Genomic DNA, 21,630 nt, shown 5'->3' with positions numbered 1-21,630 from the left:
AAATTTATGAAAAACGTTTCGACAAAACCCTTCGGGAGCGCCGACGGCGTTTCCGCTTCGCTTTACACGCTGACGAACGCGGCGGGCTTTTCCGCGTCGTTCACGGACTACGGCGCGACCTGGGTCGCGTGGCTGACGCCCGACCGCGCGGGAACGTTCGCCGACGTGCTGCTCGGCTTCGATTCCGCGGAAAAATACGCCGCGCAGAAGGCCTACGCGGGCGCGGTCTGCGGGCGCGTCGCCAACCGCATCGCGGGCGGAAAATTCTCTCTCGACGGCAAGGAATACCAGCTCGCCGTCAACAACGGACCGAACCACCTGCACGGCGGCGAACGCGGCTGGAACGCCTACGTCTGGACCGCGGAGATCTGCGGGACCGACGCCGAGCCCGCCGTGAAGTTTTCCCGCGTCTCGCCCGACGGCGAGGAAGGCTACCCGGGAACGGTGAAGGTCTCCGTCACCTACACGCTCTGCGCGGACGGCGCGGTCAGAATCGACTACGCGGCGGAAAGCGACGCGGCGACGCCGATCAACCTCACCAACCACGCGTATTTCAATCTCGCGGGGCACGCCTCGGGAACGGTGCTCGGGCAGTGGCTGCAGCTTTACGCGGACAAATTTCTGCCGACGGACGAGACCGCGATTCCGACCGGCGAAGTCTGGCACGTCAACGGTCTGCGCCCGTTCAGCTTCCGCGTCTTCCATCAGATCGGCGAACGTATCGACGCCAAGAACGCGCGCCAGCTCGCGCTCGCGAAGGGCTACGACCACTGCTACGTCGTCGACGGCCACGCGGGAACGCTTCGCCCGGCGGCGACGCTCGTCTGCGAGGAAAACGGCCGCGTGCTGACGGTCTCGACGACCGAGCCCGCGATGCAGGTTTACAGCGGCAACTGGCTCGGCGACGCCGTCGGCGGCGTTCCCGGCAAGGACGGCGCGGCCTACGCCGATTACGCCGGCCTCGCGCTCGAGACGCAGCACGTGCCCGACGCGATCAACCAGGGACAGTTCCGCGCGAACGTTCTCGTTCCCGGTCGCCCCTACGCGAGCACGACGGTTTATCGCCCCAGCGTCCAGGCGTGACGCCGGCGGAATCCCTTTCCTGAAAAACGTTCAAATCTCATTATTACCATGAAAACGCTCATCAAAAATGCTCACATCATCTCGCCCGGACTCGACGTCGAGGGCGGAGCCGTGCTCGTCGAGGACGGCAAGTTCACTCAGGTTTACGGCGCGGCCGACGCGCTTCCCGCGGCGGACGAAACGATCGACGCCGCCGGGCAGATGCTCATGCCGGGCTTCATCGACGTGCACTCCCACGGCGCCGGCGGCGCGGACGCCTGCGACGGCACCGTCGAGGCGCTCAACACCATCGCCGACTGCAAGATCAAGGAAGGCGTCACGAGCTGGCTCGCGACCACGCTGACGCTCGGCTACGAGACGCTCGAAAAGGTGCAGCTCTCCGTCGCCGAATACAACAAGGCGCCGCGCTCGGTCAAGATTCCGGGAACGCACCTCGAAGGCCCCTACGTCTGCGAAAAGCAGCTCGGCGCGCAGAATCCCGCGTTCCGCCGCGACCCGGATTTCGAAGAACTCAAGAAGCTCCACGCCATTTCGCCGGTGCTCATCATCACGCTCGCGCCGGAACTCCCGGGCGCGTGCGACTTCATCGCGAAGGCGACCGCGCTCGGCGTGCGCTGCTCCGCGGGACACAGCCTCGCGACCTACGCGGACTTCCTCGCCGCGAAGCGCTCCGGCCTCGTCCACCTCACGCACTTCTGCAACCAGATGTCGCCGCTGCACCACCGCAACATCGGGCTCGTCGGCGCGGGACTCGTCGATTCGACGGTCAAGGTCGAGGCGATCTGCGACACCGTGCACCTGTGCCCGGACATGCTCAAGCTCGCGTTCTCGAAGATCGGCTGCGAACGCCTGATGATGATCACGGACTCGCTCGCGTGCTCGGGCCTGCCGGACGGACCGTCGCAGCTCGGCGGCCTGCCGATCATGGTCAAGAACGGCGAGGCGCGCCTCATGTCGGGCAACCTCGCGGGCTCGACGCTGAACTACTCGCTCGGCATCCGCAACATTCAGAAGATCACGGGGCTGCCGCTCTGCGAAATCGTCAAGACGACGTCGTGGAACCAGGCGCAGTCGCTCGGCCTCACGGACCGCGGCAAGATCGCTCCGGGCTTCGCGGCGGACTTCGTCCTGCTCGGCGACGACTTCCTCGTCACGAAGACCTTCGTGGACGGCGTCTGCAAGTTCACGCGCTGATTCCCGCGCGTCGCGCAAAAAACACGGGAACGTCGGATCCGTCCGACGTTCCCGTGTTTTTTCGTCTTCCGACGCGTTCCCGCGGGCGAGGGGCTTAGGGCTGGGAGGTGAATTTTCTTCCGGTGCAGCTCGGGCAGATCGCGAGGCCGCCGCGCGAGGTTTCGCGCAGTTCCGGAGGCATGCGGCGGCCGACGTCGCGCATGGCGAAGATCGCGTCATCGAGCGTCACGCGCGGCGAAATGTCCGCGAGCGCGAGTTCCGCCGCGAGATAGGAATGCACGGCGAACATGCCGTTGCGCGCGACGCAGGGCACTTCGACGAAGCCGCCGATCGGGTCGCAGACGAGCCCCAGCGTGTTGATCAGCGCGAACGTTCCCGCCGCGCACGCCTGGCGCGGCGTGCCGCCCAGGGCTTCGACGACCGCCGCCGCCGCGATGGCGGACGCGCTCCCGACTTCCGCCTGGCAGCCGCCCTGCGCGCCCGCGATGAAGGCGTTTCCGGCGATGAGCACGCCGACTCCGCTCGCCGTGAACAGCGCGTTCGTCAGCGCGTCTTCGCCGACGCCGCGCGTCTCTTCGAGCAGCGTCAGGCACGCGGGAACGATGCCCGCCGAGCCCGCCGTGGGCGTCGCGACGATTTTCCCGAACTGCGCGTTCGTCTCCAGCACCGCGTAGCCGTAGGCGACGAGCCGCGTCAGCGAGGCGCCGAGCAGAGAGTTCCCGCTTTCCGCGCGCCGCAGGATTTTTCCGGCGTCGCCGCCCGAGAGCCCGCTCGGCGAAGGCGTCGTGATCGCGAGCCCGCGCTTCACTGAGGCGCGCATCGTGCGGAAATGCTCCCGCATCTTTTCGAAATTCTTTTCGCGCGGCGTGCCCGTGAGCAGCTCTTCGCGCCGCTGGGCGAGCTCGCCCACGGAAATGCCTTCGCGTTCGCACACGGCGAGCAGTTCTTCCGCCGTCGAGTAATCGTATCGGGTCGGGTCTTCGGGATTCATGACAGAAAAATTTTCAGCTGATTTTGGGAATGCGGACGCTGCGGCTGACGAAGGGGATTTTGTTCAGCACGCTCAGACAGTCGTCGGGAATCGGCGAGTCCGTCTTGATGACGGTGAAGGCTTCGTTCCCGCGCATGCGTCGCGCGGTGATGATCGCCGCGATGTTCGCGCTGACGCAGGCGAGCAGTCCCGTCACGTGCGCGAGAAAGCCCGGGCGGTCGAGATGCCAGCACAGCAGCGCGTCGAGCGTTCCCGTCAGATTCGTGCGGAAGCCGTCGATTTCGCGGATCTCGACGTTCCCGCCGCCGACGCTCGCGCCGAGCGTCTCGAGCGTCGTGCCGTCCGAAAAATAAAACGTGACGCGCGCGGAATTGGGGTGCGCGTCCGTGCCGAAATCGGCGTCGCGGAACTCCACGCCGATGCCGCGCCTGCGCGCGTGCTCCAGCGAATCGCGGATGCGCTCGTCGTCCGGGAAAAATCCCAGCAGCCCGGCGACGATGCCGCGGTCCGTCGCGTGGCCTTTTCCCGTCGCCGCGAAAGAGCCGTGCAGCTCGATCCTGACGCGGCCGAACGGCGGGAAGCCGCCCGCGATGTGGTGCGCGAGCAGCCCCAGCCGCACGGCGCCCGCCGTGTGCGAACTCGAAGGACCAACCATCGCCGGTCCGATGACGTCGAACGCCGAAATGTTCATGGCTTTTCAGAAAGCGCCGCGGAGCGCGCGGCGCGGGCGCCTCATTCGATCGGCGTGACGCCTTTCTTCAGAATGATGTTGCCGTATTTCGCGGTTTCGCCCGTGACGACGACCGCGAACGCCTTTTTCGCGCGTTCGTAAAACGCGAAGCGTTCCATCAGCTCGAAGTCGGGCGTTCCCGGGCGGCGGCGGTCGATGACTTCGCGGTACGCCGCGCCGACCGCCGGGTCGAGCGTGTCGCCGGGAACCGCCTGCATCATGATGACCGGAGACTTCACGTAGGGGTCGAGTACGAAGAGCGGCAGAATCGCGTCGAGCAGGGCGGGAACGCGGATGCCGTCGGCGCGCAGCACGCGCGAGTTGAAGGTTTCGGCCGGAAAATGCGCGTCGGAGAGGACGATTTCGTCGCCGTGTCCCATGCGGCAGAGCACGGCGAGCAGTTCCGGGGAAAGAAGCGGGGAGATTCCTTGTAACATAGACCGTCATTACACTCCCGCGTTCCCGCCGCGGCAAGCCGGAAAAGCGCGCGCGGCGGCGCCCCTGCGCCTCGGCGCGAAGCGCGCTCACTCGTATTTCCGCATCACGAAGGCGCTCGTGCCGCTTTTGAAGACGGGGACGGGCGCGTTCACGTTGTTGACGGAGGACGCCATGAACGCCGCCTTCTTGTGCCGGAATTCCGGCGCGTCCGTGAGCATGAGCGAGCCCAGCTCCCAGAAGAAGGCGAGCTCGCTGCGTAGCTTTTCCGCCTGTATCCGGAAATTGCGCACGCCCAGCGCGTAGGCGCGGAGCCGTTCGTCCCGGGTGAGCAGCGCGGCGCGCGCGGCGGCGTTCCCGGGATCGGCGCAGACGTTTTCGCACGACGCCTGCGCGAGCAGGGCGTGGCGCCGCTGCAGCAGCGAGGCGTCCCAGGGCGCGAGGCGCATCTTCGCCAGCGTGTCCAAATGCTCCTTGCGCACGGGACAGGCGCGCAGGCAGGTGTCGTTGATCTCGATTTCGAGCCTGTCCGCGGGGACCTCCGCGAGGAGCTTTTCGAGAAAATCCGAGTCCGCGGCGTCGAGCGGGTGCAGCGTCACGGTCTCGAATTTTTCCGCGGCGCGGCGGTAGAAATCGGCGTTCCCGCGCGCGTCCGCCGCGACCGCCAGATTCGCGCCCGCGTGGAGCTTCGCCTGCGGGAACGCGGCGCGGATGCGGTCGGCGAGCGCCTCCGAGGCGATGCGCACGCGCATCGTCGAAAGCGTCGCGCAGCTGCGCAGCAGCGTGTTGCCGATGACGCCCTCGAGCGCGTCCGCGCCGACGTGCGGATTGTCGAAATCGAGAGAGAAGCCGACGCCGAGCTCGGAAAACTTTTTGACGCGCTCGGAGAACGTTCCCGGCGGCACGAGCGGGCGCGTGGAATACCAGTCGAGCGTCCACGCGCAGGGCGGCGCGCCGGAGACGTCGCGCACGGCGACGACGGGGACTTCCGTGCGGAGAAATTTCAGAAACTCGACGAGCGCGGAATCGTAGAGCAGGGCGCCGCCGAGCGACCAGCGCGCCTGCGGGAACGCGGCGTCCGCGAGAAAATTCGGCGGCGGGAGCGTGGATTTCATCTGCGGCGCGTCGGGCGCGAGGGGCGCGCTCGGCGAGAGCAGGTTCGGCGCGAGAACGAAGGACGTGGGTTGGCTCATGGCGGGATCGTCGGGAAGGGATTTCAGATTTGCGGGTTCAGCGTCGCGAGCGCTTCGAGGAACTGCAGCTTGACGCGGCGCATGAAGTTTTCGCCGGGCGCGTCGTCGCGCAGCGTGAGGCGGAGCAGGTCGAAGATCGAGCCGCCGGCGTTCGCCATGCCGCGCCCCTGCACCTTGAATTTACGGAAGCCGAGCTCGTGCAGGCGACGGATTTCGTCGAGCGCGAGGGCGGCGCTCCCGTGGTCCGGGTCGCACATGAGCCCGCGCATGTCCGAACAGCCGTTGTTCGGGAAAAGCTTGTCGAACTCCGCGTCCTTTGCGCCGAAATAATCCAGCGCCGAATTGGACAGCGAACGGTAGTGCAGGTGGCGGATGCGGCAGTTGCGCACGCAGTATTCGTTGACGAGAATCTCGTAGCGCGACTTGTCCTCGAGCTTTTCGAGCAGGTCGAAGTTCCACGCGTCGTCGGGGTGAATCATCACCTTGTCGTAGCGCTCGGCGAGGCGGCGGTAGTAGTCGAACTTGCCGCGCCCGTGCTCAACGGTGACCTTGATGATGGAGGAGACCGTGCGCAGCGTCGGGTAGTTCTTCTTCACGTGCTCGTAGAGCGCGTCCGACGCCATGATGACGCCGTTCCCGCGGGCGGGATTGTTGCGCTCGAAGAATTTCAGAATCGCGTTGCCGGTCTCGTCGGTGAGATGCTTTTCCGTCAGCAGGTGGTTGGAGAACGTGAGATCCACGGAGATGCCGCGGCGCGTGTAGGCGAGCCCGGCGTCGCGGATCTGCTCCGCCGTGCAGATGAGCTTGGGCAGCACGCGCCCGCTGTTCCAAAGACAAAGCGGCGCGCCGTGGACGAGCGCGGGAACGCGCACGCCGAAGACCTGGCGGAAGAAGTCGTGAAAGAGCAGCAGCTCCCGATCGTTCGAGAACGCGCCCGAAACGTCCCATTCGGCGTCGGGCCAAAGCGGATTCAGAACGGAGGCGGCGCCTCCGGCTTGCGTGGTTTGCGGCATGACGCGCTATAATGGCGCGCGTTCCCGCGTTTTTGAATCCAAAACTTGCGCGGCGGCGGCGCTTTTCGCGCGGCGCGGGCGGTTCCGTTTCCGCTTGAAGGGGGGCGGGGCGGCGGCGTATTTTCGCCGGCTCGGTTTTTCTTATGGAAGCTGAAGACAAGGTCACGACGCCTCGGGAACGCGCGAAGCTGCGCGCGGTCGTCGCCGTTTTTTATTTCATGCAGGGCGTCGTCTTTTCGAGCTGGGCGTCCCGCATTCCCGACGTGAAGATCGCGCTCGGGCTGAACGACGCGGAGGTCGGCGGCATTCTTTTCGCGATTCCCGCCGGGCAGCTCGCGATGATGGCGGTTTCGGGCTGGCTCGTGAGCCGCTTCGGTTCTCGGAACTGCCTCGCGGCGGCGGTCGTCTCCTACGGGCTGACGCTGGTCTGCTGCGGGCTCGTCGCGCAGTGGGGCACGCCGCACCTGCTTTTCTTCGGACTTTTCCTGTGGGGCTGCGCCGGGAATCTGCACAACATCGCGGTGAACACGCAGGGCGTCGGCGTGGAGCGGCTTTACGGGCGCAGCATCATGGCGACGTTTCACGGGCTGTGGAGCCTCGCGGGCTTTCTCGCCGGGCTGGCGAGCTCTTTTCTGACGGCGCACGGGATTCTGCCGTGGGAGCATTTCGTCGGCGCGTGCGCGCTGAATCTGACGCTGCTCGCGCTGCTGATCCGGCGGACGCTCCCGCGCGACGCCGCGAAACAGCGCGCGCTCGCGGAGCAGGGCGCGGGAACGCCGGAAACGCCGCGGCGGCGCTTCGCGCTGCGCGATCCGTTCATCTTCACGTTGGGCGTGCTCGCCGCCGTGTGCATGGGCTGCGAAGGCGTGATGTACGACTGGAGCGGCATTTATTTCGCGGACGTCGTGAAGCCGGGCGAGGCGCTCGTGCGGCTGGGCTACGTCGCCTCGATGTTCGCGATGACGAGCGGGCGGCTCGTGGCGGATTTCTTCATCACGCGCTTCGGGCAGGTGCGCGTCGTCCAGGCATGCTCGGCGGCGACGGCGTTGGGGCTGCTGCTCGCGGTGGCGTTCCCGAGCGCCGTTCCTGCGGCGCTCGGCTTCCTGCTCGTGGGCTTCGGAGTCTCGGCGGTCGTGCCGATCTGCTACAGCCTTTCGGGCGAGTCGCCGAGCGTTCCCGTGGGCAAGGCGATCGCAGCGGTCTCGACGGTCGGCTTTCTCGGTTTTCTCCTCGGGCCGCCGGTCATCGGCTTCATTTCGGAGGCGCTCGGATCGCTGCGCTGGGCGCTGGGGCTGGTCGCGCTCGTCGCGGCCTCGTCGATCTTCACGGCGCGCCGCCTGCGCGGTTTCGCGCGGGAAGAAAAACCATAAAGTGATTTCCCCGCTTCCCCCTCGGTTTAAAATACCGGTGGCAAGTCCGAAATTTCGACCACGGAAGACACGGAAAAGCACGGAATTCTTCTTTGGCGAAAAATCGCGGGAACGCAGGGGAGAAGCGGCATTCCTGCCGCTTTTTTGAATTTTCCGAAAGCTGATTTCGCCGAAGCGACAGGAATGTCGCTTTCCCTCTGGTTGAAATTCCGCGCGATTTGACCGAGGGGGAAATCCTTTTGTTTATGCGGCTTCGGAGTCGTTTTCCCCTCGGTATTTTAAACCGTCAGTGTTTCCTGCCATGTCAAAGAAGAATGACAGGAAATCCGAAGCTCCTCTGCCCGCGCTGGAAGCGTGGGAGCTCGCCGTGGTCGAGGTGTTCTGCCGCGGGGCCGCGATGCTCGGGTTGCGCAAGAGCGTCGGCATGGTTTACGGTGCGCTCTACTGCGCGGACGAGCCGCTCGCGATCACCGACCTGCAGGAAAAGCTCCTGCTCTCGCGCGGCGCGTGCGTGGAGGCGACTCAGCTGCTGCGGCGCTTCGGCGCGATCCGCGTCGTGATCCGGCTCGGCGAGCGCAAGGACTTCTTCGAGGCGGAGACGGACTTGAAGAAATTCGCCGCGGGAGCGCTCCACGAGATTCTCCTGCCCGCGGTGGAAAAGACTTCGCTTCGCCTGGAGCACGCGTCGAAGCTCGCGCGCGGGAACGCCGCGAAGACGAAGATCGCGAAGCTGCGCGCGGCGAAGGACGCGCTCGCCTCTCTCGTTCCCGCCGTCGAAAAAATCCTCGGCTGACGCGGAAAAAAGGAACCGCGAATGGACACGAATTTCCACGAATTCATTTCCCTTCCGGGGAAGCGACATTCCTGTCGCTTTTCGGAAACCTTCTTCAAGGAAATTTCCTTTGGAGGGATCTCGGCAAGCGACAGGAATGTCGCTTCCCCAAAAGCGTTCCCGCGAAACGCGCGCCATGGGGGCGAAGACGTCCACGTCTTCGTCGCGGGAACGCGCGGACGCCGCGCGGCGGAATTTCGTCCTTCGGAAACCGCCCGCCGCGGGAACGAAGACAGGAATGTCTTCGCCCCCAAGCGCCCGCAAAAAAATCTTTTTCGAAAAAATTAATCTCTGAAAAATCATGAACATCGCACTCGTCATCGCCGGGGGAACCGGCAACCGCATGGGGCAGGACATTCCCAAGCAATTCATGCACGTCGCGGGAAAACCGATCATCATTCACACGCTCGAAGCGTTCGAGCGGCATCCGGACGTTCACGCCATCGCGGTCGTCTGTCTCGCGGGCTGGGAAACCGTGCTCCGCGCCTACGCCAATCAGTTCAACATCACGAAACTGAAACACATTTTCCCCGGCGGGAGCACTGGGCAGGAATCCATCCGCAACGGCGTGTTCGGACTGAAAGAGCATTGCGCCGCCGACGACATCGTGATCATTCACGACGGCATTCGTCCGTTCGTCGACGAAAGCGTTCTTTCCGACGTCATCGTCAAGGCTCAAATCCATGGGAACGCCGTGACCTCACTTCCTTACAACGAGCAGATCTTCATCAAGGAAAACGAAGAGTCGACGCGCAAATATATCCCGCGCGAAACCTTGCGCCGCGTTCAGACTCCGCAGGCTTATCGCTTTGAAAAACTTCATTGGGCCTATCAGAAAGCTTTTGCTGAAAAAATCGGAATTTACGGTTCTTCCTACACGAACACGATGATGACGGATCTCGGCGAAACGCTTTATTTCGCAGCCGGATCGGAGAAAAACATCAAGCTGACCACGCTCGACGACATTGCGCTTTTCAAGGCTCTGCTTTCCGCCGAACCCGAAAAATGGCTGAAGAAATGAACGCGCATCCGCTCTATCTGAAATCGGTCGAGCGCGTCGCGCGTTCGGAATTTCTCGATTTTTCCGCGTTCCGAGGAAAAACGTTTTTCGTCACGGGCGCGACGGGGCTCATCGGCAAGACTTTCGTCGACGTGCTTCGTTTTCTGAACGCGCGGGAAGGGCTCGGCGCGAAGATTTTCGCGCTCACGCGCGACGCGGCCGCCGCGCGGGAACGCTTCGCAGATTTCGGCGCGGACTCGGGCGAGATCGTCTTCGTCGAACAGGACGCGCGGGAACGCGTTCCCGAAGAAATCTCCGCCGACTATTGGATCTGCGGCGCGTCGAACACGCACCCCGTCGCCTACGGGAGCGATCCGCTCGGCACGATCGAAATCAACATCGAAGGCGTGAAGAATCTGCTCGCCGCCGCGCGCCGTTCGCCGCGTTCCCGCAGCGTATTTCTTTCTTCGTGCGAAATTTACGGCGAAAACCGCGAGGGCAAGAACGCCTTTTCCGAAAAGGACTGCGGCTACATCGACTGCAACACGATGCGCGCCTGCTACACGGAAGCGAAGCGGCTTTGCGAATGTTTTTTCCAAATCGCGCGCGCCAAGGCGGGGCTTGACTTCGTCACCGTGCGCCCGTCGCGCATTTTCGGCCCGACGCTTTTGGCGAGCGACAGCAAGGCGTCGTCGCAGTTCCTGCGCAACGCGCTCGCCGGAGAGAACATCGTGCTGAAAAGCGCGGGAACGCAGCTGTTTTCCTACACGTACACGCCGGACTGCGTCGCGGGGATTTTCGCGGCGCTGTGCAAGGGCGAATCCGGCGAAGCCTACAACGTCGCGAGCGAGCCGATGCGGCTCCGGGATTTCGCGGAGACGTGCGCGGGCTTCGCGGGAACGCGCGTCGTGTTCGAGCTGCCCGAGGGCGTCGAAAAGGCGGGCTATTCCGTCGTGCAGAATTCGATTTTCGGAACGGAGAAACTCCGCGCGCTCGGCTGGCGGGAACAATGGACGTTGCGCGAAGCGATCGCGGAAACGCTCGCGATTCTCCGCGGGTGAGGGGAGAGGACGTCGAAGCGGACTCGAAAGCGCCGTGAGCAGGACTTCCGTCATAGCGAAAAACACGCTCGCGCTTTATCTGCGCATGGGCGTTTCGATGCTCATCGGCTTTTGGGCGTCGCGCATCGTGCTGGACAAGCTCGGCATCGACGATTTCGGGATTTACTCGGTCGTCGGCGGGGTCGTCGTTCTGTTCGCGTTCCTGAACAGCGCGCTGACGGGCGCGACGCAGCGTTTTCTGAATTTCGAGCTCGGGAAAAAGGATTTCGAACGCGTCCGCAAAGTCTTTTCGACGAGCCTGATCATTCACGCGGCGATAGCGGGAACGGTGCTGGTGCTCGCGGAAACGGTCGGGCTTTGGTTTCTGAACGCGCAGCTGAACATTCCCGCCGAGCGCATGGCGGCGGCGAACTGGGCGTATCAGTTTTCGGTCGCGGGAACGCTCGTCGGAATCGTCCGCGCGCCGTTCAACGCGGCGGTCGTCGCCTATGAACGCATGTCTTTTTTGGCGTGGCTGAGCATCGGGGAATGTCTCGCCAAGTTCGGAATTCTCTTTCTGCTCGACGTCGGCGGCGCGGACAAGCTGGTGTTTTATTCGGCGCTGATTTTCGGCGTCATTTTTTCGGCGGCGGGAACGAACGTCGCCTACTGTTTTCGGGCGTTCGGGGAAACGACGCGTTTCGCGTTCCCGCGCGACCGCGGGCTCTTCGGCGAGCTGCTTTCTTTTTCCGCGTGGAATCTCATCAGCGGCGTGGCGACGCTGGCTTCGACGCAGGGCGTGAACATGGTCGTGAACATTTTCTGCGGCGTCGCCGTGAACGCCGCGATGGGCGTCGCGACGCAGGTGAATTCGGCGGTCTATCAGTTCGTCTCGAATTTTCAGACCGCGTTCAGCCCGCAGATCACGAAATCGTATGCGGAAAACGACAGGGAATATTTCCTGGCGCTGATTTTCGGGGCCTCGAAGATTTCTTATTACATGATGCTCGTGCTGGCGCTTCCGGTCTGGATGAACGCGGAGTTCGCGTTGAGCCTTTGGCTCGTGGACGTTCCCGCGCACACGGTCGCGTTCGTGCGGCTGACGATCATTTTCGCGTTGATCGACGCGCTGAACGGCCCGTTGTGGATGTCCATCGGCGCGACGGGAGACATTCGCCGTTATGCGCTCTGCGTAAGTTCTCTGAATCTGCTGAACCTGCCGCTCGCGTATTTCGCGCTGCGCGCGGGAATGCCGCCGGAAAGCGTGCTCGCGATCCGCATCGCGACGAATCTGACGATGATGGCGTCGCGGCTCGTGATTCTGCGCAGGGCGGTCGCCTTGCCCGTGAGAAAATTTCTGAAGACGGTCTGCGTTCCCGCGGCGCTCGTCACGCTGATTTCGTTCCCGGCGCCGTGGTTTTTGGCGCGGGGGCTCGGGAACGCCTGGGCGAGCGCGGCCGCGTCGTCCGGCTTGGCGGTTTCGGCGGTCTGCCTGAGCGCGTGGTTCTTCGGTTTCGGCGTTTCCGAACGCCGGCTCGTCGCCGAATACGCGGGGAAATTTTTGAAGAAAATCAAAAGAACATGAGAGAAATCACGGACACGAAAGAGCTCCAGGAAATCGAGCTCGGCATTTTGAAAAAGATTCACGCCTTCTGCGAAGCGCGCGGACTGCGTTATTCGCTGTGCGGCGGGACGCTGCTCGGAGCGGTTCGGCATAAAGGATTCATTCCCTGGGACGACGACGTGGACATCTTCATGCCGCGCCCGGACTACGAACGTTTCTGCCGAGAATTCTGCGCGGAAGGCGTTTCCCTGCACACGCACGAGACCGACGCGGCGTACCTGTATCCGTTCGCGAAAGTCTACGACGACGGGACGCTGCTGCGGGAAAGCATTTATCCGGAAATCGAAGCCGGAGTCTATGTGGACGTTTTCCCCGTGGACGGGTTCCCGGACGATTCCGCGAGCATTCGCCGTGCGCTGCGGGAACGCTCGCTCTGTCTGCGATGGATTTCGTATAAGCACCTGCCGCTGTTTCGGCGAGAACGCGCGTTCTGGAAGACGCTGATTCTGTGGGGAATCCGCTTGCCGCTCGCGCTTTTCACGAATCGTTTCTTCATCAGAGTATTCAGGCGTCTGGTCATGCGGCACGGCTTCGAAGGGAATCCGTTCGTGGCATGCATGACATGGGGTTACGGCGCGCGGGAATGCATGCCGGCGGAGGCTTTTTCGAAGCTCCTGGACGTCGATTTCGCGGGCGAGAAATTCAAGGCTCTCGTCGGCTGGGAAACGTATTTGCGGAATCTTTACGGGAACTTCATGCAGCTGCCTCCTCCGGAAAAACGCGTGTCGAATCACTCCTTCACCGCCTGGCGAAAATAGAGGACGAAGCCGGTTTCAGCTGGTCGCCGCTGCGCCCGAGCCCGTTCAGCGAAACTTCATGAATTTATGCAAATTCGGCAACTGAACTTTACGAATTTATATGAATTTGTGAACTTTCTCGACTTTCGGCGTATTCGTCGCGGGAACGCGCGGACGCGGAGAATCTCCCGCTGATTTCGCGGATTCCCGCAGATGAACGCTCCGAAGGGCGTCGATTTCCCGTTCTCCGGCGGAGCGCTTCGAGGGTCTGAATCCAATCTCTCAAAATCCCCGCAATCCCTGTTCGTTTTCGCGTTCCCGCGAGAGGCGCGCTTCGGGGCGAAGGAGCGTCCGCGCGCTGGCGCGGCGGGAGATTTATGTTGTCTTACGGATTTTCGCTGAATCATAATCGGCGTGCTATGAACATGCATAGACTTCCCTGCGTATTCGCATCCGTCGCGGCGTTCGCGCTCGCGCCTTTCGCCGCCGCCGATTTCGAAAAATACCTGCCGGCCGGAGAGACCTTCGCGCTCGTCAAAATCGAAGACGCCGACGCGATGCGAAAGCACGTCGCGGAAAACGCCTTCGCCGCCGATTTCGAGCGCAAGATCTTACGCCCCGTCGTCGACGCGTTCCGCGAGGACGCCGAGGCGCGCGGATTCTTCGACGCGCTCGCCGCCGAGTTCGAGTCGGTGCGCGGCGAAATTCTTCTCGCCGTGATCGCGGACGGGAAGGGCGCTCCCGCGCTCGTCGAAATCGCCGACTGCGGGAAGAATTTCACGCTCGAAACCGCCGCGGAAATCCACCGTCGGCAGGCGGCGGCGATGGGCAAGGCTCCCGTGATCGAGGACTGCGAAATCCTCGGCGTTCCCGCGAAAAAACTCGCTTTCGGCGAAGACGCGGACGACCGGAGCGGCGTCGCCGTGATCGACGGAAAATTCTTCGCCGCGACTTCCGTTTCCGCGCTCGAAAAGCTCGTCGCGGCGGCGAAGCGCGGGAACGCCGCCGGGCTTTCCGCCACCGAGGCTTTCCGCAGGGCGCGCGCGCGCATCGGCGGCGCGAATTTCTGGTATTACGCGGACGGCAAGTCGCTCGCCGACGCGATCTACGCCTTCGCCGAAGCGAAGGACAAGAAAACTTCCGCCGAGCTCGCGGAAAAACCGGAGGCGGCGATGTTCGCCGTCATGGCGACGCCGATCGTCAGGGCGTTCGCGCCCGAGGCGATCGATTCGCTTTGGGGAACTTACGGGACGGACGCCGCCGGCAATCCCGTCGCGGAATCCGCGCTCGCGTGGAACGCGAACCGCGGGCTCGTCGCGCTGATCACGTCCTCGCTCCGCGAAGGAATCGCGAAGCCGACCTACGCGCTCCCGTCCGAAGGCGTCTCCTCCGTCGAGTGCGCCGGCTTCTCGTTCGGCGCCGCGCTGCTGAGCCTCTGGGACATCGGGCGCCGCGCGACGCCGCTTTTCGGGCTCGTGGACATGCAGGCGCAGAGTTTCAAAATGACGCAGGGAATCGATGTTCCCGCGCTGCTTTCCGGCCTCGGGTTCGGGGCTTCCTCGTGCACGGTCTGGACGGGAACGGAGCAGAAGCAGCTTTTCGTGCAGGACGTCGCCGACGAGGCGCTCGCGCGCGACGCGCTCAAAAAGATTCCCGCCGCATGCGGGATTTCGCCGACGACGGTCTCCCCGAAGAACGGTGCTCCCGAGATCTGCGTGTTTCCGATTGAAGGCAAGGACGCGTCGGACGCGTTCGCGGTCGCCGTTTCGGGCGGGCGCCTCTTCTGCGGCAATCGGAGCCTGGTCGAGCTCGCGGTCGGCGGGAACGCGGACGGCGTTCCCGCGGCGTGGAATTCGCCGAGCCTGCTCGCCGGCGAAAAACTGCTCCCGCCGGGCGGCTGCTCGCTTTCGTGGACGCATCTAGGGCGCTCGTTCTCGGGGCTGCGCAAGAGCGTCGGCGACGCCGATGAGCTCGACCTCGATTTCGAGGGCGCGGACGTTTCGCGTCTTCCCGCGCTGCTCGCGTTTTCCGAAAAGGATTTCGAGTGGTGCGTCGTCTCCAAGACGTGGCTCGGAGAAAAGGAACTGACGGCGAAATCCGTCGTCATCAGAAACGAGTGAATTCCGCGTCTCCCATAGGCATTTTCGATTCCGGCTACGGCGGGCTCACGGTCTTCCGAAAAATCCGGGAAGCTCTGCCGTCGCACGATTTCGTCTATCTCGGCGACAACGCGCGCGCGCCTTACGGAACGCGCTCGTTCGACGTGGTGTACGCGTTCACGCGCCAGGCGGTCTTTCGGCTTTTCGAGGCGGGCTGCCCGCTCGTCGTGCTCGCCTGCAACACGGCTTCGGCGAAGGCGCTGCGCACGATTCAGCAGCAGGATCTGCCGCGTTCCCGCGATCCGAGCCGCCGCGTGCTCGGAGTAATTCGGCCGACGGTGGAGGCACTCGACGCGCTCAGCCGCACGAAGCACGTCGGCGTGCTCGCCACGCCGGGAACGATCGCGTCGGAATCCTACGCGCTCGAAATCGCCAAGCTCTTCCCGCACATGCGCGTGACGGGCGAGGCGTGTCCGATGTGGGTGCCGCTCGTGGAAAACCGCGAAATCGACACGCCCGGCGCGGATTATTTCGTCCGCCGCCACCTGGAGGCGCTTTTTTCGCGCGACCCGCGGATCGACACGCTCGTGCTCGGCTGCACGCATTACCCGCTGCTGCTCGAGAAAATCCGCCGCCACGTCCCCGCCGGCGTGCGCGTCTGTCCGCAGGGCGAGCGCGTCGCGGAGGCGCTCGTCGATTACCTGCGCCGGCATCCGGAAATGAACGAAAGACTTTCTAAAAACGGAAAGACCGAATTTTTCACGACGGAGTCTCCGGAGCGTTTTTCCGAGAACGCCGCCGTATTTCTCGGCGCGCCCGCGCCCGCGGAGAAGATCGTGCTGGAAAAGTGACGACGCGATGCGGTTATGGAGTCATGAAGTCGCCCGCGTTTCGCTTCGCGAAGAACTTGCGTCACTTCATAACCTGTTCCGCGTTTTCTCAAGCGTATTTTGTTTCCGGGAACGGAAAGTTTTTTTCGGGCAAATTTTTTTGAAATTCATTTGACCGCGGCGGCTTCCGGTGTTTCAATTCCTTAAAAATTTAACCCTGTTTTCCCCGATTTTTTATGGATAGAGCCACGATTGAGACATTGGTTCGCAACGCGCTTCTCAAGCGTCTCGGCAACGTTCCCGCGACCGACGCTCCCGCGCCGACGCTCGTCGTCAACAGCTCCGCGCGCCACATGCACATTTCGCAGGAGGATCTCGAAACGCTTTTCGGTCCGGGCTACAAGCTGAACGTCCACAAGATGCTTTATCAGGACGGGCAGTACGCCGCGAAGGAAACGGTGACGCTCATCGGACCGCGCAAGCGCATGATTCCGAATCTGCGCATTCTCGGGCCGACGCGCAAGCAGTCGCAGATCGAGCTCGCGTTCACGGACGCGGTTTCGCTCGGCATTCCGGACATTCCGACGCGCATGTCGGGCGAGCTCGACGGCACGCCGGGCGCCTACATCATGGGCCCGAAGGGCATTCTGGAGCTGAAGCAGGGCGTGATCCGCGCGATGCGCCACGTGCACATGTCGCCCGCGGACGCGGCGTTTTACGGTCTGAAGAACCGCGACCTGTGCCAGCTGAAGATCACGGCTCCGGGCTGCACGACGATCTTCGACGAAGTCGCCGTGCGCATCGATCCCACGTTCAAGCTGGAAGTGCACATCGACACCGACGAGGCGAACGCGTGCGACCTCGACCACGCGACGAAGGTGGAGATCCTCAAGGCGTAAAATTTCCAAAACATCACAAAACAACCAACAAAAATACTATCATGAGCGAAGCAATCGGACTTATTGAAACGCGCGGCTACGTCGGCCTGGTGGAAGCCAGCGACGCGATGGTGAAGGCCGCGAACGTCGAGCTCGTCAAGTCGATCTCCATCGGCGGGGCGTTGGTCACGACGATCATCAAGGGCGACGTCGGCAGCGTCAAGGCGGCCGTCGAAGCGGGCAAGGAAACGGCGTCGCGCGTGGGCAACCTCGTCGCCTCGCACGTCATGGCGCGCCCGTCGCCGGAACTGCTGAAGTTCTTCGTGGGCTGAGCCTCGGGGATTTCGCGAACACAGAAAACATTTTCAGACAAAGGAAAACATCATGGCTGCACAAGCACTTGGAATGGTTGAAACGAAGGGACTCGTTTGCCAATTTGAAGCCACGGACGCGATGCTGAAGAGCGCGGACGTCGAACTCGTCGGTTGGGAAAAGATCGGCTCCGGGCACGTCTGCGTGTTCGTCCGCGGGCAGGTCGCCGCGGTGAAGGCCGCCGTCGAAGCCGGCGCGACCGCCGCGAGCACGATCGGCGAAGTCGTCGCCGTCCACGTCATCCCGCGTCCGCACGAAGATCTCGGCCAGCTCGGCAAGTTCCTCGGCTCGACCGCGACGCCGGCGAAGAAATAACGTTCCCGCGGCTTCGCGCGTCGGGGGCTTTTCCCGCACAAGTTTTTCGGAATCATCGTCATGGCAAACAAAATTCTGGTCGCCAACATCGGCAGCACCTCGTTCAAGTTCAAGCTTTACGAGATGCCGTCGGAGCGCGTCCTCGCCTCGGGCGGCATCGAGCGCATTGGCGCCGCGGAAGGTTCGTTCAAGCACGTGATCGGCTCCGCGGAGGAGGTGCGCGGGAACGCCGCGTTCCCGGACTACGCCGCGGCGATCGCGTTCGTCGAGAAGATTCTCGGCGGCTTCGGCGATCTGGCGGCGGTCGGCTTCAAGCCCGTCATGGCGAAAGGGATTTCGGGAACGCAGTTCATGGAAGAGCCCGTGCTCGCGGCGATGGAGGCGCTCTACACGCTTTTCCCCGCGCACAATCCGCCCTACGTGAACGCGATCCGCAGTTTCCGCAAGGCGTTCCCGAATCTGCCCTGCATCGGCACGTTCGAGACGGCGTTCTACGACGATCTGCCGGAACACAACCGCCGCTATCCCGTTCCGCGCGACTGGGAAGCCCGCTACGGCATCCGCCGCTACGGCTTTCACGGCGCCTCGCACCGCTACATTTCGCAGCGCGTGGCGGAGCTCCGCGGGGGCGAGAAAAATCTGCGCGTGATCTCCTGCCACCTCGGCGGAAGCTCGTCGGTGTGCTGCATCAAAAACGGCACGGCGATCGATTCCTCCTGGGGCATGACGCCGCAGAGCGGGCTGCCGCAGAACAACCGCGTGGGCGATTTCGACGTCTTCGCGGCGATCTACCTCGCGCGGGATCTGAATCTCGGCGTCGATGAAGTCGAGCGCGTGCTCTCGAAGGAATCCGGGCTCAAGGGGCTTTCCGGGCTGCCGCAGGGCGACATGCGCGACCTGCTCGCCGCCGCCGAAAGCGGGAACGCGGACGCGGCCGTCGCCATCGACGTCTTCGTCGGCGCGATCCGCAAGTACATCGGACAGTTTCTCGTGGAGATGAACGGCGCGGACGTGATTTCGTTCACGGCGGGCATCGCGGAAAACAATCCGATTCTGCGCGAAAAGATTCTCGAAGGCATGGACTTCGCGGGCGTGAAGCTCGACAAGGCCGCGAACGACGCGGCGCGCGGCCGCGAGGCCGTGATTTCCGCGCCGGATTCGAAGATCGAAGTGCGCCTCGTGCCCACGAACGAAGAACTCATCATCGCCCGCAACGCCTGGGCGAAGCTGAACGGAACGCTGTGAAGCTCACCAACTTTTTCCAAAAAATTTAACAACCAAAACGAAAGAAAAAACATTATGGCAAATCAAGCACTTGGAATGATTGAAACCCGCGGGCTTATCGCGCTCGTCGAAGCGACGGACGCCATGCTCAAATCCGCGAACGTGGAACTCGTCGGCCCGATGACTCAGGTCGGGAACGCGATGGTCACGGTCTGCGTGACGGGCGACGTCGCCGCCGTCAAGGCCGCCGTCGAAGCCGGCAAGACCGCCGCGCAGGCGCTCGGCGAAGTCGTCTCGACCAGCGTCATCGCGCGTCCGCACAACGACACCGCGGTCGTGCTTCCGAAGGCGAAATAAGGCTTCGGGAGTTCCCCTCGCAACCTCAGCGTTCCCGTCAAGATGTTGATCGCGCGCGTAGAAGGTTCGGTCGTCGCGACGAAAAAGAACGACAAGATGACCGGCCGGCGCATGGTGCTCGTTCGCCCGTTCGTGGTGAGCGAGCCCGGCGCGACGGCGTTCAAGCCGTCGTCCTCGACGCTCGTCGCCTACGATGCGCTCGGCGCGGGAGCGGGCGAGCTCGTCCTCGTCGTCCAGGGTTCGTCGGCGCGTCTCGCCGCTCCGGACAAGGACACGCCCGTGGACGCCGTGGTCATCGGCATCGTCGATTCCGTGGACTGCGGCAAAGCGAAGCTGTATTCTTCGAATACATAGGTGATGAAGTTATGGCGGTTATGAGGTTATGGAAGTTGTTACCTCGCATAAGAATCTGAAAGCTTGGCAGGAAGCAATGTCTCTGGTCGTGGACGTTTATGATGCGACGCGCCTTTTTCCCAGAGAAGAAGCGTATGCGCTGACCTCGCAGATGCGCCGCGCGGCCGTTTCCATTCCCTCGAACATCGCGGAAGGCGCCGGGCGTTTCGGCTGCAAGGAGTTTTCCAGATTTCTCGGAATCGCCCTGGGGTCCGTCGCGGAACTCGAAACGCAGATCGAAATCGCCTTCAGAATCGGCTACATAAAAACGACCGAAGAACTGATGGCGAGAATCCGCTTTCTCCGTATTTTGATCAGACGCCTCATCGAATCCGTCGAAAGCCGTTAACTTCATAACCTCATAACTCAGCGAAGCGACATAACCTCATAACTTGAATTCATTTTCTATGATCGATAAAAATTTAGTTTCCAGCGTCGTCGCGGAAGTCCTCCAGAAGCTCCGCGAAAACGGCGTGAACCCCACGGGAATGCCCACGGGTGCGTGTTCCGCCGTTCCCGCGCAGACCCAGTTCGGCGTCTATGAAAAGATGGAGGACGCCATCGACGCCGCGCAGCGCTCCTACAAGATGCTCTGCAAGCAGGGCGTCGCCGCGCGCCGCAAGGCGGTCGCGTGCATCCGCCGGCTCGCCGTCGAGAACGCCGAGCCCTGGGGCAAGATGGAATTTGAAGAGACCAAGATCGGCAAGCTCGCGCACAAAATCGAAAAGCTGCGTTCGTGCATTCCCGTCGTTCCCGGCGTGGAATACCTCGACCGCACGGCGTTTTCGGGCGACGCGGGGCTGACCGTCATCGACAACACGCCGTGGGGCGTCATCGGCGCGATCACGCCTTCGACGCACTCGGTGCCGACGCTGAGCGGGAACGCCATCAACATGATCGCCGCCGGCAACGCCGTGGTGTTCAACACGCACCCGGGCGCCTGCAGGATCGCCGCGCACGCGATCCGCGCCTACAACGAGGCGATCTACAAGGAAATCGGCATTCCGGATCTGCTCGCGTGCGTGAAGAAGCCGACGCTCGAATCCTTCGACGCGATGTGCAAGTCTCCGCTGGTGCGCCTGCTGTGCGTCACGGGCGGCGGCGCGGTCGTCAAGGCGGCGATGAATTCCGGCAAGCGCGCCATCTGCGGCGGCCCGGGCAACCCGCCCGTCATCGTCGACGAAACGGCGGACCTCGCCAAGGCCGCGCGCGACATTCTCGCGGGCGCCGCGTTCGATAACAATCTGCTCTGCTGCGGCGAAAAGGAAGTCTTCGTCGTCGAGAGCGTCGCCGACCAGCTTCTTGCCGAGTTCGACAAGCTCAAATGCGTGCGCCTCACGCGCGAGCAGATGGACGCCGTCGTGCGCGAATGCTTCCTGCCTTACGACGGCAAGGGCTATCCGCACCCGAAAAAGGAATTCGTCGGCAAGGACGCCGCCGTCATCGCCAAGGCGATCGGGCTCAGCGTTCCCGCGGACACGGAAATGCTCTTCGGCGAAACCGACGCGGACCACCAGCTCGTCCAGGGCGAGCAGATGATGCCCGTCATGCCGATCGTGCGCGTGCCGTGCTGGAAGGCCGCGATCAAGGCCGCCCTTCAGGCGGAACACGGCTTCCGCCATACGTCCGTGATGCACTCGAAGAACGTCGACCGCCTTACGGAAATGGCGCAGCGCTGCGACACGACGCTGTTCGTCAAGAACGGACCTTCCACGGCGGGCCTCGGGCTCGGCGGCGAAGGCTTCCTCAGCTTCACGATCGCGACGCCGACGGGCGAAGGCGTGACCACGCCGATGACGTTCACGCGTTCCCGCCGCTGCGTCATGGTCGAAGCGCTGAACCTGTATTAAACAGCGGATGACGAACGGCGCGGCGCGCGGAAAAGCCGAAAGGTTCAAGAGCTTAAAAGCCGAAGAGAAA

23 protein-coding genes are annotated in these 21,630 nt (G+C 63.2%); 18 read left to right on the top strand and 5 right to left on the bottom strand.

Annotated elements, in window-relative coordinates; all coding sequences use genetic code 11:
- Window positions 1-6 precede the first annotated feature (6 nt).
- Both ACQREB_RS00420 and nagA read left to right on the top strand, forming a co-directional pair.
- Complete coding sequence (locus ACQREB_RS00420; RefSeq protein ID WP_427763952.1) at window positions 7-1,083, top strand: aldose epimerase family protein; 1,077 nt, start codon at window positions 7-9, stop codon at window positions 1,081-1,083.
- A gap of 48 nt (window positions 1,084-1,131) precedes the next feature.
- Complete coding sequence (nagA, locus tag ACQREB_RS00415) at window positions 1,132-2,277, top strand: N-acetylglucosamine-6-phosphate deacetylase (protein ID WP_427763950.1); 1,146 nt, start codon at window positions 1,132-1,134, stop codon at window positions 2,275-2,277.
- Window positions 2,278-2,371: 94 nt separating this feature from the next.
- Here nagA and sdaAA read toward each other — a convergent pair whose 3' ends face one another.
- The 5 genes from sdaAA to ACQREB_RS00390 all read right to left on the bottom strand — a co-directional run bounded on the left by sdaAA (window position 2,372) and on the right by ACQREB_RS00390 (window position 6,639).
- Window positions 2,372-3,268: an L-serine ammonia-lyase, iron-sulfur-dependent, subunit alpha gene (gene sdaAA, locus ACQREB_RS00410; RefSeq protein WP_427763947.1), complete on the bottom strand. Its 897-nt coding sequence runs from the start codon at window positions 3,266-3,268 to the stop codon at window positions 2,372-2,374.
- Between the two features lie 13 nt (window positions 3,269-3,281).
- Window positions 3,282-3,959 (bottom strand): L-serine ammonia-lyase, iron-sulfur-dependent subunit beta, encoded by a 678-nt coding sequence (sdaAB, locus tag ACQREB_RS00405; protein WP_427763945.1) that lies wholly within the window; start codon window positions 3,957-3,959, stop codon window positions 3,282-3,284.
- A gap of 41 nt (window positions 3,960-4,000) precedes the next feature.
- A complete protein-coding gene (gene fucU / locus ACQREB_RS00400; RefSeq protein ID WP_427763942.1) occupies window positions 4,001-4,435 on the bottom strand; it encodes an L-fucose mutarotase in 435 nt (144 codons plus the stop codon).
- 87 nt (window positions 4,436-4,522) lie between these two features.
- Complete coding sequence (locus ACQREB_RS00395; RefSeq protein ID WP_427763940.1) at window positions 4,523-5,626, bottom strand: hypothetical protein; 1,104 nt, start codon at window positions 5,624-5,626, stop codon at window positions 4,523-4,525.
- Between the two features lie 23 nt (window positions 5,627-5,649).
- Window positions 5,650-6,639, bottom strand: coding sequence for a hypothetical protein (locus ACQREB_RS00390; RefSeq protein ID WP_427763938.1), 990 nt, complete (start codon window positions 6,637-6,639; stop codon window positions 5,650-5,652).
- Between the two features lie 143 nt (window positions 6,640-6,782).
- On the opposite strand from ACQREB_RS00390, the gene ACQREB_RS00385 reads away from it, so the two are divergent.
- From ACQREB_RS00385 to ACQREB_RS00310, 16 genes are all read left to right on the top strand, one after another.
- Window positions 6,783-8,009, top strand: coding sequence for an MFS transporter (locus tag ACQREB_RS00385; protein WP_427763936.1), 1,227 nt, complete (start codon window positions 6,783-6,785; stop codon window positions 8,007-8,009).
- Between the two features lie 301 nt (window positions 8,010-8,310).
- Window positions 8,311-8,802, top strand: coding sequence for a GbsR/MarR family transcriptional regulator (locus ACQREB_RS00380; RefSeq protein WP_427763934.1), 492 nt, complete (start codon window positions 8,311-8,313; stop codon window positions 8,800-8,802).
- 340 nt (window positions 8,803-9,142) lie between these two features.
- Window positions 9,143-9,862, top strand: coding sequence for an IspD/TarI family cytidylyltransferase (locus tag ACQREB_RS00375; RefSeq protein WP_427763931.1), 720 nt, complete (start codon window positions 9,143-9,145; stop codon window positions 9,860-9,862).
- Complete coding sequence (locus ACQREB_RS00370; RefSeq protein WP_427763928.1) at window positions 9,847-10,902, top strand: NAD-dependent epimerase/dehydratase family protein; 1,056 nt, start codon at window positions 9,847-9,849, stop codon at window positions 10,900-10,902. The genes ACQREB_RS00375 and ACQREB_RS00370 overlap by 16 nt, the downstream gene beginning before the upstream one ends.
- A gap of 34 nt (window positions 10,903-10,936) precedes the next feature.
- On the top strand, window positions 10,937-12,466 hold the full coding sequence (locus ACQREB_RS00365) for a lipopolysaccharide biosynthesis protein (RefSeq protein ID WP_427763925.1): 1,530 nt from the start codon (window positions 10,937-10,939) through the stop codon (window positions 12,464-12,466).
- Window positions 12,463-13,263, top strand: a complete 801-nt coding sequence (locus ACQREB_RS00360; RefSeq protein ID WP_427763923.1) for a LicD family protein — start codon at window positions 12,463-12,465, stop codon at window positions 13,261-13,263. Before ACQREB_RS00365 ends, ACQREB_RS00360 begins: the two co-directional genes overlap by 4 nt.
- Before the next feature lie 404 nt (window positions 13,264-13,667).
- Window positions 13,668-15,362: a hypothetical protein gene (locus ACQREB_RS00355; RefSeq protein ID WP_427763921.1), complete on the top strand. Its 1,695-nt coding sequence runs from the start codon at window positions 13,668-13,670 to the stop codon at window positions 15,360-15,362.
- The gene (murI, locus tag ACQREB_RS00350) at window positions 15,359-16,192 is read left to right on the top strand and encodes a glutamate racemase (RefSeq protein ID WP_427763918.1); all 834 of its coding nucleotides are present in this window, start codon (window positions 15,359-15,361) and stop codon (window positions 16,190-16,192) included. The genes ACQREB_RS00355 and murI overlap by 4 nt, the downstream gene beginning before the upstream one ends.
- A 215-nt stretch (window positions 16,193-16,407) precedes the next feature.
- The gene (pduL, locus tag ACQREB_RS00345) at window positions 16,408-17,070 is read left to right on the top strand and encodes a phosphate propanoyltransferase (RefSeq protein ID WP_427763915.1); all 663 of its coding nucleotides are present in this window, start codon (window positions 16,408-16,410) and stop codon (window positions 17,068-17,070) included.
- Between the two features lie 41 nt (window positions 17,071-17,111).
- A complete protein-coding gene (locus tag ACQREB_RS00340; protein WP_427763912.1) occupies window positions 17,112-17,381 on the top strand; it encodes a BMC domain-containing protein in 270 nt (89 codons plus the stop codon).
- 52 nt (window positions 17,382-17,433) lie between these two features.
- Window positions 17,434-17,736, top strand: coding sequence for a BMC domain-containing protein (locus ACQREB_RS00335; RefSeq protein WP_427763910.1), 303 nt, complete (start codon window positions 17,434-17,436; stop codon window positions 17,734-17,736).
- A gap of 60 nt (window positions 17,737-17,796) precedes the next feature.
- Window positions 17,797-18,981, top strand: a complete 1,185-nt coding sequence (locus ACQREB_RS00330; protein ID WP_427763907.1) for an acetate/propionate family kinase — start codon at window positions 17,797-17,799, stop codon at window positions 18,979-18,981.
- 54 nt (window positions 18,982-19,035) lie between these two features.
- Window positions 19,036-19,317, top strand: a complete 282-nt coding sequence (locus ACQREB_RS00325) for a BMC domain-containing protein (protein ID WP_427763904.1) — start codon at window positions 19,036-19,038, stop codon at window positions 19,315-19,317.
- A 42-nt stretch (window positions 19,318-19,359) separates the two neighbouring features.
- Window positions 19,360-19,671, top strand: coding sequence for a EutN/CcmL family microcompartment protein (locus ACQREB_RS00320; RefSeq protein WP_427763902.1), 312 nt, complete (start codon window positions 19,360-19,362; stop codon window positions 19,669-19,671).
- Window positions 19,672-19,699: 28 nt separating this feature from the next.
- Window positions 19,700-20,059: a four helix bundle protein gene (locus ACQREB_RS00315; RefSeq protein WP_427763899.1), complete on the top strand. Its 360-nt coding sequence runs from the start codon at window positions 19,700-19,702 to the stop codon at window positions 20,057-20,059.
- A gap of 58 nt (window positions 20,060-20,117) precedes the next feature.
- On the top strand, window positions 20,118-21,560 hold the full coding sequence (locus tag ACQREB_RS00310) for an aldehyde dehydrogenase family protein (RefSeq protein WP_427763897.1): 1,443 nt from the start codon (window positions 20,118-20,120) through the stop codon (window positions 21,558-21,560).
- Window positions 21,561-21,630 lie beyond the last annotated feature (70 nt).

The sequence above is a fragment of the Candidatus Spyradosoma sp. SGI.093 genome (assembly GCF_050314555.1).
GTDB lineage: Bacteria > Verrucomicrobiota > Verrucomicrobiia > Opitutales > UBA953 > Spyradosoma.
The sequence above is the reverse complement of the archived record's forward strand: the minus strand, read 5'-3'. Positions and strand labels throughout refer to the sequence as shown.

What these genes read in the sequence shown, in the direction of transcription:
- ACQREB_RS00420 (WP_427763952.1), top strand. Translation starts at nt 7, where the DNA reads ATGAAAAACGTTTCGACAAAACCCTTCGGGAGCGCCGACGGCGTTTCC.
- nagA (WP_427763950.1), top strand. Translation starts at nt 1,132, where the DNA reads ATGAAAACGCTCATCAAAAATGCTCACATCATCTCGCCCGGACTCGAC.
- sdaAA (WP_427763947.1), bottom strand. Translation starts at nt 3,268, where the DNA reads ATGAATCCCGAAGACCCGACCCGATACGATTACTCGACGGCGGAAGAA.
- sdaAB (WP_427763945.1), bottom strand. Translation starts at nt 3,959, where the DNA reads ATGAACATTTCGGCGTTCGACGTCATCGGACCGGCGATGGTTGGTCCT.
- fucU (WP_427763942.1), bottom strand. Translation starts at nt 4,435, where the DNA reads ATGTTACAAGGAATCTCCCCGCTTCTTTCCCCGGAACTGCTCGCCGTG.
- ACQREB_RS00395 (WP_427763940.1), bottom strand. Translation starts at nt 5,626, where the DNA reads ATGAGCCAACCCACGTCCTTCGTTCTCGCGCCGAACCTGCTCTCGCCG.
- ACQREB_RS00390 (WP_427763938.1), bottom strand. Translation starts at nt 6,639, where the DNA reads ATGCCGCAAACCACGCAAGCCGGAGGCGCCGCCTCCGTTCTGAATCCG.
- ACQREB_RS00385 (WP_427763936.1), top strand. Translation starts at nt 6,783, where the DNA reads ATGGAAGCTGAAGACAAGGTCACGACGCCTCGGGAACGCGCGAAGCTG.
- ACQREB_RS00380 (WP_427763934.1), top strand. Translation starts at nt 8,311, where the DNA reads ATGTCAAAGAAGAATGACAGGAAATCCGAAGCTCCTCTGCCCGCGCTG.
- ACQREB_RS00375 (WP_427763931.1), top strand. Translation starts at nt 9,143, where the DNA reads ATGAACATCGCACTCGTCATCGCCGGGGGAACCGGCAACCGCATGGGG.
- ACQREB_RS00370 (WP_427763928.1), top strand. Translation starts at nt 9,847, where the DNA reads ATGGCTGAAGAAATGAACGCGCATCCGCTCTATCTGAAATCGGTCGAG.
- ACQREB_RS00360 (WP_427763923.1), top strand. Translation starts at nt 12,463, where the DNA reads ATGAGAGAAATCACGGACACGAAAGAGCTCCAGGAAATCGAGCTCGGC.
- ACQREB_RS00355 (WP_427763921.1), top strand. Translation starts at nt 13,668, where the DNA reads ATGCATAGACTTCCCTGCGTATTCGCATCCGTCGCGGCGTTCGCGCTC.
- pduL (WP_427763915.1), top strand. Translation starts at nt 16,408, where the DNA reads ATGGATAGAGCCACGATTGAGACATTGGTTCGCAACGCGCTTCTCAAG.
- ACQREB_RS00340 (WP_427763912.1), top strand. Translation starts at nt 17,112, where the DNA reads ATGAGCGAAGCAATCGGACTTATTGAAACGCGCGGCTACGTCGGCCTG.
- ACQREB_RS00335 (WP_427763910.1), top strand. Translation starts at nt 17,434, where the DNA reads ATGGCTGCACAAGCACTTGGAATGGTTGAAACGAAGGGACTCGTTTGC.
- ACQREB_RS00330 (WP_427763907.1), top strand. Translation starts at nt 17,797, where the DNA reads ATGGCAAACAAAATTCTGGTCGCCAACATCGGCAGCACCTCGTTCAAG.
- ACQREB_RS00325 (WP_427763904.1), top strand. Translation starts at nt 19,036, where the DNA reads ATGGCAAATCAAGCACTTGGAATGATTGAAACCCGCGGGCTTATCGCG.
- ACQREB_RS00320 (WP_427763902.1), top strand. Translation starts at nt 19,360, where the DNA reads ATGTTGATCGCGCGCGTAGAAGGTTCGGTCGTCGCGACGAAAAAGAAC.
- ACQREB_RS00315 (WP_427763899.1), top strand. Translation starts at nt 19,700, where the DNA reads ATGGAAGTTGTTACCTCGCATAAGAATCTGAAAGCTTGGCAGGAAGCA.
- ACQREB_RS00310 (WP_427763897.1), top strand. Translation starts at nt 20,118, where the DNA reads ATGATCGATAAAAATTTAGTTTCCAGCGTCGTCGCGGAAGTCCTCCAG.